This is a genomic window from Sphingomonas sp., from assembly GCF_029239295.1.
Lineage (GTDB): Bacteria > Pseudomonadota > Alphaproteobacteria > Sphingomonadales > Sphingomonadaceae > Sphingomonas.
Genome location: NZ_JAQZBC010000021.1, coordinates 15,785 through 33,290 on the forward strand (window position 1 = coordinate 15,785; position 17,506 = coordinate 33,290).

The 17,506-nt window shown below is 61.7% G+C and carries 11 protein-coding genes and 1 pseudogene; 6 read left to right on the forward strand and 6 right to left on the reverse strand.

Annotation, left to right across the window (positions count from 1 at the left end; translation table 11 throughout):
* Nucleotides 1-344 precede the first annotated feature (344 nt).
* Entirely contained in the window at nucleotides 345-719 is a 375-nt protein-coding gene (locus K0S66_RS16850) for an energy transducer TonB (protein ID WP_366520840.1), read from the forward strand.
* Nucleotides 720-1,786: 1,067 nt separating this feature from the next.
* Nucleotides 1,787-1,975 (forward strand): annotated as a pseudogene (locus K0S66_RS15420) (integrase core domain-containing protein); the annotation flags it as partial.
* Nucleotides 1,976-2,151: 176 nt separating this feature from the next.
* On the opposite strand, the gene K0S66_RS15425 reads toward K0S66_RS15420, so the two are convergent.
* From K0S66_RS15425 to K0S66_RS15445, 5 genes are all read right to left on the reverse strand, one after another.
* Nucleotides 2,152-2,676: a DUF2384 domain-containing protein gene (locus K0S66_RS15425; protein ID WP_301076360.1), complete on the reverse strand. Its 525-nt coding sequence runs from the start codon at nucleotides 2,674-2,676 to the stop codon at nucleotides 2,152-2,154.
* A gap of 32 nt (nucleotides 2,677-2,708) precedes the next feature.
* Complete coding sequence (locus K0S66_RS15430; protein ID WP_301076362.1) at nucleotides 2,709-3,236, reverse strand: hypothetical protein; 528 nt, start codon at nucleotides 3,234-3,236, stop codon at nucleotides 2,709-2,711.
* A gap of 100 nt (nucleotides 3,237-3,336) precedes the next feature.
* The gene (locus tag K0S66_RS15435) at nucleotides 3,337-3,969 is read right to left on the reverse strand and encodes a hypothetical protein (RefSeq protein ID WP_301076363.1); all 633 of its coding nucleotides are present in this window, start codon (nucleotides 3,967-3,969) and stop codon (nucleotides 3,337-3,339) included.
* Complete coding sequence (locus K0S66_RS15440) at nucleotides 3,969-4,496, reverse strand: hypothetical protein (RefSeq protein ID WP_301076364.1); 528 nt, start codon at nucleotides 4,494-4,496, stop codon at nucleotides 3,969-3,971. Before K0S66_RS15440 ends, K0S66_RS15435 begins: the two co-directional genes overlap by 1 nt.
* A gap of 243 nt (nucleotides 4,497-4,739) precedes the next feature.
* The gene (locus tag K0S66_RS15445; RefSeq protein WP_301076365.1) at nucleotides 4,740-7,856 is read right to left on the reverse strand and encodes a MobA/MobL family protein; all 3,117 of its coding nucleotides are present in this window, start codon (nucleotides 7,854-7,856) and stop codon (nucleotides 4,740-4,742) included.
* A gap of 954 nt (nucleotides 7,857-8,810) precedes the next feature.
* On the opposite strand from K0S66_RS15445, the gene K0S66_RS15450 reads away from it, so the two are divergent.
* Complete coding sequence (locus K0S66_RS15450; protein ID WP_301076372.1) at nucleotides 8,811-10,121, forward strand: M20/M25/M40 family metallo-hydrolase; 1,311 nt, start codon at nucleotides 8,811-8,813, stop codon at nucleotides 10,119-10,121.
* Between the two features lie 689 nt (nucleotides 10,122-10,810).
* Here the strand turns inward: K0S66_RS15450 and K0S66_RS15455 are convergent.
* Nucleotides 10,811-12,640, reverse strand: coding sequence for a hypothetical protein (locus tag K0S66_RS15455; protein ID WP_301076366.1), 1,830 nt, complete (start codon nucleotides 12,638-12,640; stop codon nucleotides 10,811-10,813).
* Between the two features lie 230 nt (nucleotides 12,641-12,870).
* On the opposite strand from K0S66_RS15455, the gene K0S66_RS15460 reads away from it, so the two are divergent.
* The 3 genes from K0S66_RS15460 to K0S66_RS15470 all read left to right on the forward strand — a co-directional run bounded on the left by K0S66_RS15460 (nucleotide 12,871) and on the right by K0S66_RS15470 (nucleotide 17,321).
* Nucleotides 12,871-14,535 carry a DUF6538 domain-containing protein gene (locus K0S66_RS15460; protein WP_301076367.1) on the forward strand — a complete coding sequence of 555 codons (1,665 nt, stop codon included), beginning with the start codon at nucleotides 12,871-12,873 and terminating at the stop codon, nucleotides 14,533-14,535.
* 229 nt (nucleotides 14,536-14,764) lie between these two features.
* Nucleotides 14,765-14,944 (forward strand): hypothetical protein, encoded by a 180-nt coding sequence (locus K0S66_RS15465; protein WP_301076369.1) that lies wholly within the window; start codon nucleotides 14,765-14,767, stop codon nucleotides 14,942-14,944.
* A 91-nt stretch (nucleotides 14,945-15,035) separates the two neighbouring features.
* The gene (locus K0S66_RS15470; RefSeq protein ID WP_301076370.1) at nucleotides 15,036-17,321 is read left to right on the forward strand and encodes a hypothetical protein; all 2,286 of its coding nucleotides are present in this window, start codon (nucleotides 15,036-15,038) and stop codon (nucleotides 17,319-17,321) included.
* The last annotated feature ends 185 nt before the right edge of the window (nucleotides 17,322-17,506 follow it).

A 17,506-nucleotide genomic window follows, 5' to 3' on the forward strand; every position in this document is an offset into this window, starting at 1 on the left:
CGCCGTCGTGGCCGGCTGCTTGCGATCACCGGGTCGGCGTCCGAGGGGTGGTTGATCGTGACCTGCCGCTGCCACAGAGGACTATTGCCATCGCGCTGGTTCTCGCCGGCCACGGCGCGATAGTGTTCGTGCTGTTGGCATTGTCGCCGCGCGTCGCCCCGCCCCCCAGGTCATCAAGCAGCCTGATCCTGTTCGATGTTCAGACACCCACCCCGCCACCGATGGCGATCGCGCGGCCCATCCCAGAACCACGCAGGGCCACCCCTCCGCCGCCCGTCGCGCCCCGGTATCCGGCGACGGTAGCCGCCGTAGCCACAGAGGAAGCTGTCACTACGACCTTGCCGATGCCGCCTGCCCCTGAGGCGCCCCAAGCCCCGGTGCAATCCGCAGCGCCCCCGGGCCCCGCGCCTGCCCCGTCAGGCGACTATAGAGCTTTGTTACTGGCCCACCTATCCTCCGCCCGGCGCTACCCGCCTGCCGCACGCGCGCAGCGCCGCGAGGGGACTGTCGTGATCGCGTTCTCAATTAACGCCGCCGGTGGCGTCGAGGACGTGCATATCATCCGCCCGAGCAGCCGGCAGGATTTCGATCGTGAAGCGATCGACCTCGTGCATCGGTCCGCTCCCATGCCACCGCCACCGGTCGATCTGACGACGCCTGTAGATGTGCAGGTCCCGATCGCATTCCGCCTACGCGATGGTGCCAACGCCCGACAGTAAACCCGCTTTAGCCGGATCCCGCGCGGTCGCAATGGCTGATGGACGTTGGCGTGTCGTGGCCAGCCCTCAAGTCTGGATCAGCACACAGCGCGAACGTCAGCGGTCCGAACCAAAGGTCGGCATTTCGCCCTCGGCGAAACCTCGCTCGCGGATGAAGATCTAGCCGAGCACGAACTCGATTCTGGAGGTTCTTCTTCGACATTCCGGGCGCTTAATGCCGGATCGGCGCTGCGTCATCCCAGCTGCATCTAGATGGCGCGGGCCAGGCTCAACTCGCCAGCCTGATCCCCAGCACCTTCCGAACTGTTTGTCCACGACCTTGTGATAGGCGACAGCGAAATCATGGGTATCATAGGCCGACCCACTGGTCTCGAGATAGTCGAGCTCGTGATTTGACCGTCATACCGATCGCCATCGCGGCGCTGATGGTGATCCTGTTAGGACCGGTTTCGCTACAAGCCGACCGTCCATCCGTAACGCTGGAATGGCTGACTTTGGTCGCTTCCTGCCGTTCGAGGATATGTCCTGCCAACGGCAGCTATTGCGGAGGGCAGTATAAAACCGGACTGGCGGCTAGCGGCCCAATATCTGTCATACTAATGCGGGCACCCTAGCGGTCAAAACTGGACCGCAAGGAGACGGTCCGCTCGACATCGCGATTCACTTAAGTCCACGCTGATAGCGACCCACAGCTATCCGGCGTGCGGCAAAGCCCCACGAATGGTCAGGCACTGCCGCGCGTCTTAATCCGTGGCAAGATTTGCAGCTCCTTCAAGGTGCAGAGCCAGATGGAAGGTGGTTGCCGAAAACATCAACCATTGCAGCTTCGATTTCGTCGATCACTTGGCATCTTCAAGTTGTTCGCTGCAACTGACCAACGAACCGCCCGCACCCATTACTTCCCGGCGTATGTATTTCTTGAACTTCTCTACGGAGATGAAGCAGCGGCAGTCTGGACTTGCCCCGGAAAAGTGTAGAGTTCCCTTGAGGTGAAAGGCGAACTCGATGACGAAGCAGCGACGGTTCACGAAGGAATTTGAGGACGAAGCGGTACGACTGGTGGCATCTCCATGTCGGAAAAGGGAAATTGCTACGACAACGCTATGGTCGAGACGTTCTTCAAGACGATCAAATCCGAGATGGTCTGGGGCACCGTCTTCTATACCCGTGACCAGGCCGCGCAGACCATTGCCCGCTATATCGACGGCTTCTACAACCCGGTCCGGCGCCACTCCGCGCTCGACTATATCAGCCCGCGCAGTTCGAACGAACCGCGCCACACTGAGCAAATGCCTCTCCATCTAAGCGGGGCAAGTCCAGCTTTCGGAACCGGTGCGATGGCTCTGAACAGTAAGAAGCAGCACTGCTGCCCAAAATGGCAGTCCGGGTTGGCGCGATGAGCGGGCGCCTATGACCCGAGGCGGGCACCCGTCTAAATGCCCTGCCCCATCGCTTCCACTTGGCTCCGAGTTTCACGCATCAACGCATACCCTTCTTCTATCATGGCGGCGATCGGGCTTCTCCCGCGAAACAATGGATTAGTATTTATCAGTTGAAGCCAACGATCTGCCATCGCCTCGGTAAAAACCGTATGAAGTCCCTTATAGATGCCAAGCAAAGCAGACACGCGGGTCAACTGATCCTCAGACAGGGTCTTCCCGCTGTCACGGTCCAGCATCGCTTTCCAGGCATTATCGCTTACGCCCAAGAGAGCTACAGCTTCGCTGTCCAACAAGCTCCATTTCACCGCGAGCAGGCGAAACGCCTTCAGCGCGGTTGGCGAGAGGCGCTTTCTGTCAGCGATACGCTCAAAAGCCTGCAAACCAGCGCATCCGATTGATTCACCTTGTTCCAAATTGACGATCTCCGCCACGACCATCTCCGTAGCTTGTAAATTTGAGGCAATAGTGGGCTGCTCAAAGCTGCCCATACCTACCGACCGGCTCTCAAGTTTCATGTGTCTACGTGACGACATGTTGACATCCATGCTCAGGCATCGGCGATCGAAGTCGATTGTTCCTCCGATGCCCGCGCAGGATAGGTAGTGATCACGACGCGCCCGTTGAGCTCTACGCCACACTGGGTCAATCTCGCCAGCCGAGCGCCAGCGCGCCGAATGCCATCCGCGATATCAGCAGGCTTGCGGTTGAGGTGCACCAACTCGCCAGGCGACAGGCGGAAGTGCCCGCGAACATGCGCCTGAGGCAGGATCACGGCACGTGCCCCCGCTTTCGACAGGTACAATTGGCAGCCGGTCTGGAGATGGCAGATGCCGCTCCGCACCGCCGCGATCATCATGTCGATCAGGCGATAGCCGCCCTCCGTTTCCTTGAAGGCGAGGAAGATGACGTCCTTGCCAGACGCTTTTGCCATGTGAGCCAAGGCAAGCCGGCCCTCACCCCCGTCTGTCTCGCCAGCGATGATCATCGCGCCCGGCCGCAACGTGCCATTACCCAGCAGCATCTGGGTAGCGGCTTCGACGTGGCGGCGGACGATTTCGGTGTTCTCGGCGGTCATGGCGTTCTTCCTCATTTCATCCCCAGATTGGGGATCACCATCACTCGCCTTCTTCTCGCCCCCGGCAGGCGGGGAGCCGGTCTGCGGCCCCCCGTGATTGTCATTTGATGCCAAAGCGCGGCACCCAGATGTCGCGGTACGCCTCCCATTCCGCCTGGAACTTGCCCTGCGCCTTCTTGGCGATCAGATCCGGATGCATCGCACCCCACCCCGAGGCGCGGTGAACCCGGGCGAGGACGATGACATGGGCATGCGGCCGGCGCCCGGACAGCTCCTCGCCCGGCATGTGCACCACGGTCATGCTGGTCAGCCGGCGCTCGAGCGCAAGCTTCTCCAGCGCATAGCCGCTCACCAGCGACAGAATGTCGGCTGGTTGCCAATCATGGTCCATGCGCATCGTGAGCACCGCGGCGAGCAGGCGCTGGTGCGGTTTGATCTTCGCATCATAGCCGTGGAAGATCGACTCCAGCGCGCCAACGTCGGTCGCGACCTGCGGCGCGGTCACCAAGCGGTGCAGCGTGCAGGTGATCGGCCACATACCGTCTGGCAGCCGGTCGGCGTCCGTAGGGCGGCACGGCTGAAGCTTGGCACGTGCCAGATCAGCAGTTCGGTTCGACTTGCCCTTCACGTTCGGCCGCAGCAACGCGAAGCCAAAATCAGGCGCCGAGCCGTCGGGATCGTCATAGAGCATGGCGTCGACGTCGGCCGGGCTGATCCAGGGGAGTGTGCTCATCAGCGATCTCCCCATACAGCGGCAAGAAAGGCGTCGGCGCGATCAAGTCCGGCGCCGATATCGAGCTCGGTGCAGACGAATGGCTCCAAGATACGAAGAGGACCTGGCGTCAGGCGGTAGAACAGATCGATCTCAACCGGCTCTGCCGGATCGGGCACCAGCCAAGCCTCGTTGTCACGCGACAGCCACAAGCGCCGGGAGTGATGCCAACGGTTGTCCTGCCGCCCCCATTTGCCAAACGCGCAGTACAGCGTGCGGCGCCCCTCGCTCGACGCCTTGACGACCAGCGCATCGCAGCGTGCCTCGCGCATGCCGCGGCCGACAACTGCAAGGTCGCGGCGTGACGGTTCGATCGACGGCACCAGCAACAGCTGCGCCTGCTCGATATGGAGGTAGTTGCGAAACGGCGGCGACAGGATCAGCGACGATGATCGACTGATCCTCCAGCCGGCGAGATCGGCAAGCGCCAGCGCGCCCGACAACGCGCACGCCTCTGCAAGCTTACGCTCAGGAGTAACGATATACATGGGATACCTTCATCTGCGCGGAAGGTCGGCGGGCTGCACGCCGCGCCTCCGCGCATCTCGATTTCGCCTCTACGGCACAGCCGCAGGCTCATTCCCAAGCTTATTCCGGCCGGCCGGCCCCTCTTCTCGCCTTTCTGCCAAGAAGGCGCACGTCGCGCGTCCGCCACATTGCAGACGATGCGAATTGCAGGGCATCACGTCTGACCTTTGCTCGACCCGCTGCCCCTGCGAGGCGCCGCGATGCTACCGCTCCTGGCCATTCCGCCCGGGGCTTGGCCAAGGGCGGTCGTCGTCCACGGCAGAGCCTCTGGGACCGCCCTTCGATCGGATCTCCGGGTGCACCGTGTCGCCGCGCATCGCCTCCGCGTGGGCGAACACTCCCCCCTTGCGCGCTGGCGTGGGTTGATCAGGCACACCTTCGGGTCCTGGTGCCTTCGCCGGATGTGGCTTGTCGGTTTCGCGATCGGCTGAGAGGCCTGTAACCTGCCGAGCTGCCGGGGCTCGGCTCCAAACGCGGGCTTCCGGACCTTGCGGCGGAAGGGCGGCGGCTTCTGTGAGTAGCGCCCCCACACCGGAAGGACGCGGACCCTGCAGATCGGACACCTTTAAGGCATCTGCACGACCGGTAGGTTGGCGAGAAATGCTGATGGAGCGGCTTGGGCGTGCTGGTGCGCGCGCATGATTGTCACGTTCATGCGCTTTGAGAGGCTGAAGCCCGTTTGATGCGGGCGGACTGGAAGAGATGACTGTTGAGGCGGCTTCCTTGCGCGCGGCGATGTAGGCGGGGGCCTCCGGCACTTGCCGCAGCGTCGGCTGCGGTTCAGGCGTTTGCAGTTCAGGGGCTCGCCGCTCGTCAGGCGAAGGTTGAACGACATCCCCGTACTGACTGGAGCGATTGCGCAATTTTGATCCGACCGCGCGCGCGAGCCTGCCGACTCCTTCCCACATGGAAGGCCCCTTCGGTTTTGGCACCGTCGGATGAAGATCAAGGCCCTTGTCGCCGCGCGGCGCCTTGGCCGGACCAACGGCCGGCGGACGATCTGCGTCAAGCGATGCCGCACCGGCGCTGGCGGGGTCACTCACAACACTTGGCTTGGCTTGTTTGCGGGCCCACGCGGCCTGCTCGTCGGTAGAGACACGAGATTGTACCGTTGCGGGCTTCCGATCCGCTCCATCTGCAGCCACACGCGTCGAAACCTGCGCGACAATTTCGGGCGCTTCTTGCGGCAATTGGCTCTGGCTCCACGACGTCATACCGACGGGTGGCGCGACGCCGGCAGCGGGTGTCTTAACCTGCGTCGCACGGTGCTGCGCCGCTGCGCTCGCTTCGCGGCGACGTTGTTCCGTCAACAACCGGAGCTGGAATTGCTGCTCACTGGCGAACCGCGCCATCAGGGTATCGATGGAAGGCGGCACAGCCTTGCCTAGGCGAGCCTCATTGCCAACGAAGGCGAGCTTGTTCGGATCGGTTGAGTGCTTATCCAACCACTCGCTTAGGCGACCGCGCATCTTCGTTTCATATAAAGGATGGGCCTTAGCGGCATGCCCGATTACATCGCGCCGACGACAATAAGTGATTACCACCGGGTTCTGGGCGGCAGTGGCGCGAGACGCGGCCTCCTGGAAGGTCGTCCGGCTTACTACAGCGCGATGCTCTGCCTTCGCAACCAACTGCCGCTCGACCTCCCAGTCGCGCGGCGAGGGGCCGGTTCGTCGCACCCAGCCAAGATGCTGCTGCGCTTCAGCCAGAAGCTCCGCGTCGCCCGGGTTGAGTCTGATCCGATGGCCCGGCGCCGGGGTAAGCGAGCGCACGACGGCGTCTGCCCGCGAGCGGGCCATCGCTATGACGATATCAACGAGGTCTGCCTGAAGTCGTCGGCGGATTAACCGGCGCTGCAACAGCTCATAGCGTTCAGCCGCACGTAACGCTTGCTGGATGTCCGCCGCCCTCCTGCGAACATGCGTCATTTCGTCTGCCAGAGCAGCTTCCGCCGCGGCTGCTCGCTTCTCACAAGCAGCCGCTTCATCAGCGGCGATTTGTCGCGCATTGCGTGATCCGACTTCGGTGACGATGCCACGCCTTTCATGGCCCATCGCACGGTTGCCCATATGCTCCAGCGGCGTCAGATCGATGTTGTTGTCCTTGTAGGTCCCGTGCAGGTAACTGACGACGCCTCGCTTCTCGCCCACGGCGTTTACCGCTTCGATGAAGCGCGAGCGCATTAACCCTGCGACGTTGAACTTGCGCAGCTTTCCGTCGGCGCCGCGCTTTTCATAGCGGACCTTGTTCTGCCGGTACAGGTGCGTCGGCTTCCCGTCCCTTCTGGTCGAATAGGCGAAATCCCAGCATCCTTCCTGCTCCAGCCACTGCGCCTTGCGGTCGTACAGGTCGATGTGAACGTGGTAGTTGCGCTTGTCATTGGTCGCGTCGGGCTGATGAATTGCGCCGACCACCATCCAACCATCCTCACCGAGTTGATCGCAAAAGTCAGACAGGATGGCGTGTCGGTCGCGCGTAGACAGCCCTTCCGGCAATTCACCCACGAAGCGATACTGGCACCGCTGCGTCCGCCCCTGCTTCCAGTCAACTTTGCCTTTAAGATCAGGGTACCCGTCCAGTAGCTCAAGGCGGTCGAACGCATCCGCCGAACTTAAACGATCGACCACGACCTGCCGGCGGTGCCTGGTGGCTTTACCCTCGCTGGCCGCTCGCTCGACTATCGCACCTCGCTCGGCGCGGAGCCGTTGCTCCATCCGTAGAAGCCATGCGGGCGTTCCGGCCAGCCGCGCCCTGTCGGCGAAGGTCTCCCATTCGGCTGTGGAGACGAGAAGCTCATAGGTCTTGGGCGCCGGCACCGCTTCCTCGGCTGCCTGGAAAAGACTGCGCGCTCGCGCCTTTCCGCCCGGAATATTGGTGTAAAAGCTGAGCGCGTTCTTTTCGTTGCGATCCGCGAGCTCGTCGAGCGCGTCGCACTTCAGCTCACCGAAGGGATCAGCGGCCCCAGTTACCCGTGCGATGTAATCAAAATGCGAGGCGAACTCGACCTTCGCCCCGTCCGTGACATAATCGATATGTTGGACCGCGGTCATGTGAGTGACCTTGTGCGCCCGTCGTGCGCCGCCTTTGCTGGTCGGACCAATCGTGGGCGTGATCGGCTTGAAGTCGACATGCGGAATGCGAAAGCCACCAGACTGACGATCGCGACCAGTTAGCGGACTGGCGGCAAAGAAGTCGACGGAAGGACCGTTCGCTCGCCTTTTGGTCATTTTCCGATCTTCAAGATCCTGCACTTGAAAGCCGGCTCGACGTAGGTGGGCGCCGATCGCCTCGCGATCTTCCTGTGCCTGGCGCGCCAACATAGCTCGCAGCTGATGAGCGAAGACAGCATCTTCCAGTTTATTTGCGCCACCCCCGCCCATGTCTCATAGTGTCCGGGCCGTCACCGCAAATGGCAATACCCCCCACGAACAGATCTTCTCGCCTTCCGGAAACCGTAAGGTTGGAGGACGTATACGGGCCGAGACGGGGTGCTCGGCCGCTGCCCGCAATTTGGCATTCCGCCAAATTGCGTTGTTGCGCCTCGCTTCTACTTGCCGATGCTGTCCTTCTTCGACTTTCATCCGCCGGCCGCAATGAGTGACAACTAAAGCTCTCGTTACGAAATTCAGCAATCCTACCAGCTGCGTTGTCTTCCGATGACGCATCAATTTGGCACTGACGCACCCCTGCCGCTTCGTGCCAGCGATGCAGGTGCCAGATGGTCGAATGGTCAGCGCTTACCAACAAGGGCGGTCGAGGAACCGGGCCTTCGCCCGCATCACCGTTCGCTAGGGATAAGGGCCGAGGATAATCCGCGACTGATCGCGGACAATCTGCAGATCGTCGAGCGTCTTGTTCGACGCCGCGGCGGACTAGGCCCTCAGCCCCGCGCGACGTACTGCTACAGCGAGGTCGGCGCCCTGCCAGTACCGCTGATGATCATCCCCTGTAGCCTCGACTGCGAGGCGATCGATCGGTTGATCTGAACGGCAGCGGCCCCTTCCCGGCCGGGATCGCCGGCGGAAAAGGCGAGCCGCCTTGCTGTTCCGTCGCGACGAACGTGCCCTTCGCGCCTTCGCCCGGATCAGCATAATCAAACAACGCACTGCCACGCAATTCCGCAGAAACCTTCGGCAGCAGAAAGCGCCAAATATAATATCTGACAACATTTGGGCAGCGACGATTTATGATGGCCGAAAATACGTCATTCACCGGCCGCGCCAAATCACCTTGTCCGATCACGCAATTGTCGCCACCACGCCGGCATGATCCGCATGTCGACGCTTTGCGCCCTTGCCGCCCCCCCGCTCATTGCCTTTCTTCTCCCCAGTCCCGCCATGGCGCGCGACACGCCGTCGCCCGATCGGCTGCGCGGATCCGTGGAGAAGCTCGTCTCGTTCGGCACCCGCCACTCCCTCTCCTCCGCCACCGATCCGAAGCGCGGCATCGGCGCGGCGCGCAACTGGGTCGCGTCGGAGTTCGAGCGGATCGGCGCGGCCTGCGGCGGCTGCATCACCGTCGAGCGCCTGCAGCGCCGCTTCGTCAATGCGCGCGCGCCCAATGGCGTCGTGATCGAGGACGTGCTCGGCATCCAGCGCGGCACTGATCCCGATCGCTACATCATCATCGGCGGCCATATCGACAGCCGCGTCAGCGACGTGATGGACGCGACGTCCGACGCCCCCGGCGCGAACGACGACGCCAGCGGCGTCGCGCTGGTGCTGGAGGCCGCACGCATCCTGTCGAAGGAAACGTTCGCCGCGAACATCGTCTATGTGGCCTTCTCTGGCGAGGAGCAGGGCCTGCTTGGCGCCACCCTGCTGGCCGAGACCGCCAAAGCGCGCGGCTGGCAGGTCGATGCGATGCTCAACAACGATATCGTCGGCAATTCGATTGGCCAGAACGGGCTGCGGGTCGCCGATCGCGTGCGCGTCTTCTCCGAAGGCGTCCGCGCCAGCGAAAGCTTGGCCGAGGCGATGGAGCGCCGCGCCATCGGCGGCGAGGACGATGGCCCCAGCCGCGCGCTGGCTAAGGCGATCGACGGCATCGCCGATACCCTGCCCGGCAAGTTCGACGTCTTCGTCGATCGGCGACCCGATCGCTTCGGCCGCGGCGGCGACCACGAACCGTTCCTGCGCCAGGGCTATCCCGCCGTCCGCTTCACCGTGGGCGCCGAGAATTGGGACCGCCAGCATCAGAATCTGCGCACCGAAAACGGCCGCGTCTATGGCGACACGATCGACGGGATGGACTTCCCCTATCTCGCGCGCGTCGCCGCCATCAACGTCGCCACCATCGCGCAGCTCGCCGCCGCCCCCGCTGCCCCGGCCGGCGTCAGCATCGCTGGAGAGCTGACCCGCGACACCACCGTCGCGTGGCAGCCGGTGCCAGGCGCCGCCCGCTACAAGATACACTGGCGCCGTAACGACAAGCCCACCTGGACCGACGAGCGCGAGGTCTCCGGCGCCACCCAGCGGGTGCTGAAGGAAGTATCGGTCGACGATCATTATTTCGGCGTGTCGGCAATCGGCCCCGATGGCGCCGAAAGCATCGTCACCTTCGCCGGCCGCGCGCCCCGCCGCTGACGAGCTGACGCCGCTCGGCGCATGATAACGGCGCCTCGACAAGCTCGTTCGGGGCAGCCGAGGGCCTCAACCGGCGGCCGTATGTCCCGTGGTTATCCTCGCGCCTAGCGCGATGTGCGCCACCCTAATGTGTGCGCCCAAAGCGGCGCGAGCGGCAGAATCCGCCACCGATCCTCCAGTGGTTTCGCCCGCGATCATGGCGAATAGGATCGGGCCGCTGAAGTGCTAGAATCAGCAACAGCCGGTGCAGTTCATCGGCCGCCCCCGCTGGGCGAAGTTCAGCCGTCTGCGTTGTCCTGCAACGCCGGGTTTCCTCACCCGCTGCGTCCGACAACTCCGACGTCCTCTGTCCCGGTCCGCCGCAAGAGACCCCTGAATGCTACCCCTGCCATCGAACATCATGGTTGAGAAAGTTGTGAGGATCGGGCCTCTACCCATCAGCGACGCGACTGACCGGGTTGCGCACTGCGGGTTTCAAGTCATCGACCTAGCGACACGCGCGAAGGCCAGCCCAACCCGCGAACCAGACGAAGTACCCTCCGCTTGCGTCACGCAATCGCGTGATCATCATCACCTTTGCGCCGCACAGGCCGGGGCTTTCGCAAACTGGGCGGCAGGAGAGTGATGTCGTGCTGCGCCCGCAGGTGCCCGGTAACAACGGGGATCTTCTCAACTACCGACTTCAGCTTCTACAGCGACGCCGCCGAAGGATATCGCGTCTCGCCCTCACCACCCTTGCCGCGATGGCCGAGATGGTCGTTTCGGAATTCAAGAAACACTTCTTGATCCTTCAATTCGTCCGACACCATGTGCCGGGCCGCATGCATGGCCTGCCCCCGCTTCAGGTCGGGAATCATTGGCGCAATGTAGATCCACCACATCTTGTAGAAAACGTCGCCAAGCTTCCGCTTGGTGGTGCCGCCGGGCACCAACTCGGGGAACAGCAGACGCTCACCCGCTGCGCGCATGGCGTCGACATAGCTAACGAAGCCCAGTCGGACGAGCTCGTCCGCGACGACGACCACGCGGCGCGCGGACCTGTTCTTGATCCGTCCGGTTTCGGTTTCGCGGATCAACAGATAGTGGATGCCGTGCCGCTCCTCGACATCCTCCAGCATCAACTTGCACAGCTCCTCACGACGCGCGCCCGTGTACCAGACCAACAGCAGCACGAAAAACAGGCCGTCGTGTATGACGCTGTTGCCAGGCTTCAGCCTGTCACGCGTACCGGCGCAACCGGTCCACGGCGCTAGCTTGAATATCGCCTCACCCTGTTCCCGCGTGTAGCGCTTCCGGGCTTCGCGTTCGTTTTCGTCGATCTCCGTGGTAAACAGCGCGAAATCGATGACGGGCGCGGCGTCGACATGGCTACGCATGAAGGTGTGTATCTGCGCCAGCTTGTTGAAGTGCTTGTTGGTGGTGCCTGTCGAAAAGCCGATCTCGTCCGCTTGGAGCTTACCCGACGCCACATCCTCAACCGCCAGCTTCACGGCTTCGGCAAGTGTCTGCTCCGGCACGCGATCACGGGGCGACTTGCCGTAATGGATCGGCAGCTTGTCGAAATAGCCGTCCAGCGTGAGGATATCCGCCTTGGTCACCTTCCATAGCGGCGTCCCCGGCGCCAACGATTTCTGCAGCAAAGTCGCTGCCCAACGAATTTGCCGAAGCGTCTGCTCGCCGACACTATCCTTAGCCCGTTTGCCATCGCGCCGATGATCGAGAAGCCTCGGGGTTTCCGCGATCATCCGCTCGGCCGCCTCGATCGGACCACAGCGCATCCAGTCATCCGGGACATTGGAAACGGCGACGACCGCCGGCGCCGCTATGTCGTTGGCCGGCGCAAGGACAGCTGATGATCGTGGCGAGGACACCGCCATATCGACCGGGTGAACCAAGCTGCGCAATTGCTGCTCCGCATCGGCGTAGACGTCGCGATAGGCCGGATAAAGCGCAAGCTCGACTGCCCATCGCCAACGGTCATCAACCTCAAAGCCGGCCGCAGCGATGTGCCGGTCGATCTCCTCCCGGCGGATCGGACTCACACCCTTGGTCTCGCGCAAGGCGATGATCGTTTGCAGATCGGCGATGCGCTGATTTGGCCAGCCCTCGGCCTCCAACTTCTTCTTCTCCTCCGGCAGGAACGACATATGTCCGCCCAGCGATGTAAGGCGCTGAAAATAGTCGATGAAGGCCCGATTGGTGGCCGAGTGATACTCGGCATCATAGGGCGTGGCACGCTGCTCGGTGCACACCTCAGCCAAGCGTTCCCCGTACATCGCCTTTGCGATCGCCTGGAGTGCGCGCTCGGTCAGGCCGCGCCCCTCCCGGATCTTTTCGTTCAGCATGGTCACCACCCGATCATAGGACGCGGTCAACACCGCGCCCCGGTTACGCGCCTGCAGCCGGTCGGGGGTCCCGAGCGACAGACGAACATCAATGGGTTTAGTATGGGATGAATAATAGACCCGGCGCCACCAGAAAATATGGCCGCGGCGATACACGTGCTGAATCGATGCCAAGGACGTTGATCTCCTCGGCCAGCCACATGGCACAGTCACCTGCACACGAGGGCTAAGCCGAACTGGTGTTAGCCAGTTAGATCAATCACTTAGCTGAGAATTGGCTGGGGCGGCAGGATTCGAACCTGCAACAATGCAAGACACCAATTCCCCTCTCGCAGGCGACATGCGTCTTGAAAACCGCAGCTCACTGCTACAATCGATTGCTACAGCAACTGCTACAGCGATCCATGCTCACCAAGTATATGACCAAGCGTCCCGGCTCGTCGAAGTGGCAGCTCCGCGTTCCAGTGCCGAAGGATGTGCAGGCCGCCTATGGACGAAAGGTCGTGACGCAGTCGCTAGGGGTTGAAGACGAACTCGCGGCTACAGCCTTGGCGGTTCCGTTGGTCCAGCGCCTACATGCCCAATGGAACGCCCTCCGTGACGGGCAACCAGTTCCCGCCCTCACCTTAGGTGCCGACACCCTCTGCCCATCGGCCCAGCCCTCTAACGCGCTGAGGCAGGAGATCGTCCGCTCGGCCTTCGAGCAGGTGCTGAAGGGGACAGCAGCAAAGCGAGCCGCAGCATTTTCTGACGACCGCGATGGGTACGAGGCCGGCCGGGAGGCACGCCTCGACGCCCATCGCCGCCTGAGCGACGAGATCCAGTTCGGCCAGCTAGATCGCTTTGTAGAACCGACTGCCAAGATGGCGGCCAACCGTGGCGTCGCCGTGGATCACGAGGCCCCATGGTTCATCGGCATGGTTCGAGACGTAGCCGTTGCGACCCTAGATGCGCGGGGAGTTGGTAACCGGATCGACCAAGGAGAGGTCGATCCGCAACCATCTAGCACAGTCGTCACCGAGGCCTTCCGCGCTCGCCCGGAGACGGGCACGAAAAACGTTGCCTTTTCGACGCTCGCCGACCAGTTCATGAAGTCTTGGATAGCCAACCGGTCATCCGACAAGGAAACGAACACCGAACAGCAGAAGCGCGCGACCCTCAAGCTCTTCGGAGGCTTCTTCGAGGATCGACCGATCACGCTCGTCACCGACGCCGATGCCGCTGAGTTCGCTGATACGCTGCGCATGTTCGACCCACATTGGGCTAGGTCACCCCAGGGCAGACGCCTGCCGTGGTCAAAACTTGTCGAACGCTACGGGGGCCAGAGCAGAGGGCTATCGGACGGCACGATGAACCGTCACCTTCAGGTCCTGCAAGAAGTGTGGACTTGGGCAAAGAAGCGCGGCCTTTGCACTGGGAAGAACCCGTTTGAGGGCTTTCACAAGAAGCTCATCCCCGGCATGAACGTTAAGCCATACATCGCTTGGAAAGACGACGAGCTACGCCTGTTGTTGTCTCCCCCGCCTAAGCGATCGGACCTCACCGAGGTGATGATTGTCGCCATGTATACCGGCATGAGGCTGAACGAAATAGCGTCGCTCACGTGGGGCCGCGTCCTGAGCAGTGATGAGGGAGGTTTCACGACCCCCTACTTTCTGGTCGAAGATGCCAAGACGCTCGCTGGCAACCGCATGATCCCCGTGCACGCCGATCTTGGCTGGCTGCTACGCCGTGATCGCGGGAGTGACGACGAGCGCCTGTGGCCTACCTTCAACGAGGAGGGGCGTGGTAGGAGGCCAGGCACTGACGCGGGCAAAGAGTTCACCCGCTTCAAGGCTGCCAAGGGCTTCACCAGTCGAACAAAGGCATTCCACTCGTTCCGCAAGAACGTGACGAGGATTATGGAGCGCGCAGGTGTGCCCGAGAATGACTGGGCGCAAATCTTCGGCCACGAGCGCGGCTTCACCTATCGGGTCTATAACCCGGATGGGATCGATATGCGGAGGCGTGCCGAGATTATCGGATTGATCAGCTACCCCGGCATCGACATACCGCACCCAGTCCGGTGAAGAAGAACTTCACGTCCGAGATCCTGCCTCCCCGACCATTTCTTCAAAGGCGCAGTTTTCTGCGACTTCCCATAAGTCGCTGTGACACTTCGTGTGACATGAGGCGTGACACTTGGAGGAGCGTGCGTCTCAGCTGACTGTAGAGGCAGTTCAAGGCTTGCACGTGACGTGCCGCAGGAACATTGACCCTTGATCCAGAGGGGTGCCATGAGTGTTTCTGGAGGGGCAAATGAACCGTTCGCCGTCAGATGTCGCGCTCGCCGCGTTCAAGAAGCGATTGGAAGAGGATCCTGACGTGCCCTCATCGGTATCTGAAGCGCTTCCTACCGAGCTGCCTAGCGACGCTCAGATTGATTTGGCTCCCGTTCTTGCTGCTCTGATTCAACTGGATCAAGATGAGAATAGTTGAACTTCGAGCGCATAGTCTCAGGGGGATCCCCTCCTCGTGGCCTCCTGTTAAGGTGGGCGAGCGAGGCTTGGTCGTCTCAGGCGGCAATGGAGTGGGCAAAAGTTCGCTGATCGACGCGTTGGAGTTCGCACTCACCGGCACATCGAGCCTTTTCGCCACCGGGCGTCTCGGGGTTAGCTGGGCGTTGGGAGCGCCGCATGTTCGCGGCGGAGAGATGAAGGTTTCCTTGGTGATCACCGAAGGTCGCCAAACGTATGAACTTACGCCCGGCCAACCAGCCGATGCGCCGGTAGAGAAGTGGCGCGCGACGATGGCAGACTCCGGCTTTGTGCTGCGACGCCACATGCTGCTCAGCTTCGTGGACGCCCGGCCGCGGCACCGCTATGATCGGCTAGAGCCTTTCCTGAACCTGCGCCAATACCTCGGCTTGGAAGCCGCGCTTCAGCACGCCGCGGCGCGAGCCCGAATGGGTTCGACGACTGCGGAGACCCAACTTCGTGTCAAAGAGCAGTCGCTGCGGACGATCCTCTCGCTTGAAGAGGACCAGCCTATTGACGAAGGGACCTTGTTGAGCCGGGTGAATGCGGCGCTTGACGACGCTGCGTTGCCTCAGATCGCCAATGTCGCCGAAGTGCAGACCGCAGCAGAGGCTGTGAGGGCTGAACTTGGGGACACCGCCGCCGACGGTCGCCTCGCGACGCTGCACGCCCTGAGGGGACAAGTTCAAAGGCTCGGCTTCGCGTCGGACTTAAGGCTTCTGCTAGAGGAAGTTGCGCTCCAAGTAGGGAACTTGAAAGCCGAGCTGGAGGACAGAGTCGGACCGGTAATCACCGAGTTCCTGATGTATGGACGGAACATAGTGGCCGAGCTTCAGCCATCGGAATGTCCATTATGCGAACAGGATGTAGCAGCGGACCAGCTGATAGAGCGGCTAAACGGTAGGATTAGCGCTGACCAACGTGTCACCGCCGTACGCCAAGCTTTGAGCTCCGCTGTAGAGGCGGCGCAGAAGGGATCCAGAGCACTCGCGAGCGCCATGCAACAGTTCGCCACAGACTGGGCCGCTTGCATGCAATCGGACCTTCCAGCCGCCTACGGCTCAACCGTCGCGTTGATGCATGAAATGGCCGCGTTAGCAGCAACTCATGTAACCGCTGACGAAGCGAGGGAACTTGCTGACCGGTTGAGTGCCACGGTCAGTACTCACCTTCCGGTAATTGAAGCTATTGAGAATGCGATCACTGCGGCTGACGGCGGAGCAAGGCGAACCAAGCTCCATGCGGCAAAGTCACTCCTCGGAAGCGCGATAGAAGACTGGCCCGCGCTTCAGCGCGCCAGACGTACGGCGAAGAGCACTCAAACGCGCGTTACACTCGCCGATCGGCTATACGGACACGCGATCGAGGCACGGAAGGCAACGGTCCAGCTACTGCTGGATGAGGTAGCCGCCCTTGCAAACACCTATTATGCCGAACTTCATCCCGATGAGCGGATCGCCAACTCTAGACTGGTGATCCGCCCGAAGGAGGATGGTTCTGTGAACCTGTCCTCAGACTTTTATGGAAAAGATTCGCCACCTCTTCTTTTCTACAGCGAGTCTCACCTTGACACACTCGGAATATGTTACTTCCTAGCTCTACGCCGACGGGAGGCAGATGACAAACCAGCGTTCAAGCTCTTGCTTCTCGATGATGTGCTGCATTCTGTAGATTCTAAGCATCGGGCTCGCTTCGTTCAACTTCTTAAGGACCATTTTCACGATCACCAGCTCGTCGTAACAACTCATGACTCGATCTTCTATCAAATGCTGCGTCAGACGCTCGGAACTGCCGGTTACGCCTATCTCAGTTTGATGGACTGGGACGTGGAACGCGGGCCCCTTCGCGGTGACCCATCGACCGACCTCGATCGGATCATCGACCCCGAGCTGCGATCCACCAAGTCCAGCGAAGAGCTTGCTGGTGCAGGAGGTCGCTTGCTTGAATGGATGCTACGTGAAGCGACGGAAGCGCTTGAGGTGGCGATCCCCGCCCGCTTCAAGCGCCGACATGACATCGGGACGATGTGGCCCGCTCTTGCGAAAAAGCTCCGCAGCCAGCGTCACTTCATAGCCGCGCACCCGACCCTTGCGGAACGTGTCGAGCGCACTGGGTGGGTCAGGAATGAGGTTGGAGCTCATTACAACGAGCCTTCGGCGACGGTCGACGTGCACGAAGTGCGAGCGCATGCCAGCTGCCTAGCGGAACTGCATGCCGCGCTAACCTGCCAAAACTGCGGAAGCTTCGTGTCTAAATTTGGCGATCATGACTGGCGCTGCCGTTGCGCAAAGACCGCATACTCTGCCGCTTCGGAATCGAAAGCAGCATCCTGCGAGTAGCAGCACTGGCGCTGCACCCCATTTAATCAGGAGAACGTAGTGCGAGCTGGTGGATGGCAGTTGCTCCCAGGCAGCCGGCGATAGGCAGGTAAGCGTGGCGTGAGGACCGCAGTTTATGCGGCTTGGGCTGTTGGCTGATCTGTCTGGGGCACCCAGTTCCACGGCATCAGCTCGTCCCAGCGGGT

Excerpts from the sequence above, each read along its gene's own strand:
- K0S66_RS15430 (WP_301076362.1), bottom strand. The coding sequence starts at position 3,236 with ATGACCGCCGAGAACACCGAAATCGTCCGCCGCCACGTCGAAGCCGCT.
- K0S66_RS15460 (WP_301076367.1), top strand. The coding sequence starts at position 12,871 with ATGCTCACCAAGTATATGACCAAGCGTCCCGGCTCGTCGAAGTGGCAG.
- K0S66_RS15435 (WP_301076363.1), bottom strand. The coding sequence starts at position 3,969 with ATGAGCACACTCCCCTGGATCAGCCCGGCCGACGTCGACGCCATGCTC.
- K0S66_RS15465 (WP_301076369.1), top strand. The coding sequence starts at position 14,765 with ATGAACCGTTCGCCGTCAGATGTCGCGCTCGCCGCGTTCAAGAAGCGA.
- K0S66_RS16850 (WP_366520840.1), top strand. The coding sequence starts at position 345 with ATGCCGCCTGCCCCTGAGGCGCCCCAAGCCCCGGTGCAATCCGCAGCG.
- K0S66_RS15450 (WP_301076372.1), top strand. The coding sequence starts at position 8,811 with ATGTCGACGCTTTGCGCCCTTGCCGCCCCCCCGCTCATTGCCTTTCTT.
- K0S66_RS15440 (WP_301076364.1), bottom strand. The coding sequence starts at position 4,496 with ATGTATATCGTTACTCCTGAGCGTAAGCTTGCAGAGGCGTGCGCGTTG.
- K0S66_RS15425 (WP_301076360.1), bottom strand. The coding sequence starts at position 2,676 with ATGAAACTTGAGAGCCGGTCGGTAGGTATGGGCAGCTTTGAGCAGCCC.
- K0S66_RS15445 (WP_301076365.1), bottom strand. The coding sequence starts at position 7,856 with ATGTTGGCGCGCCAGGCACAGGAAGATCGCGAGGCGATCGGCGCCCAC.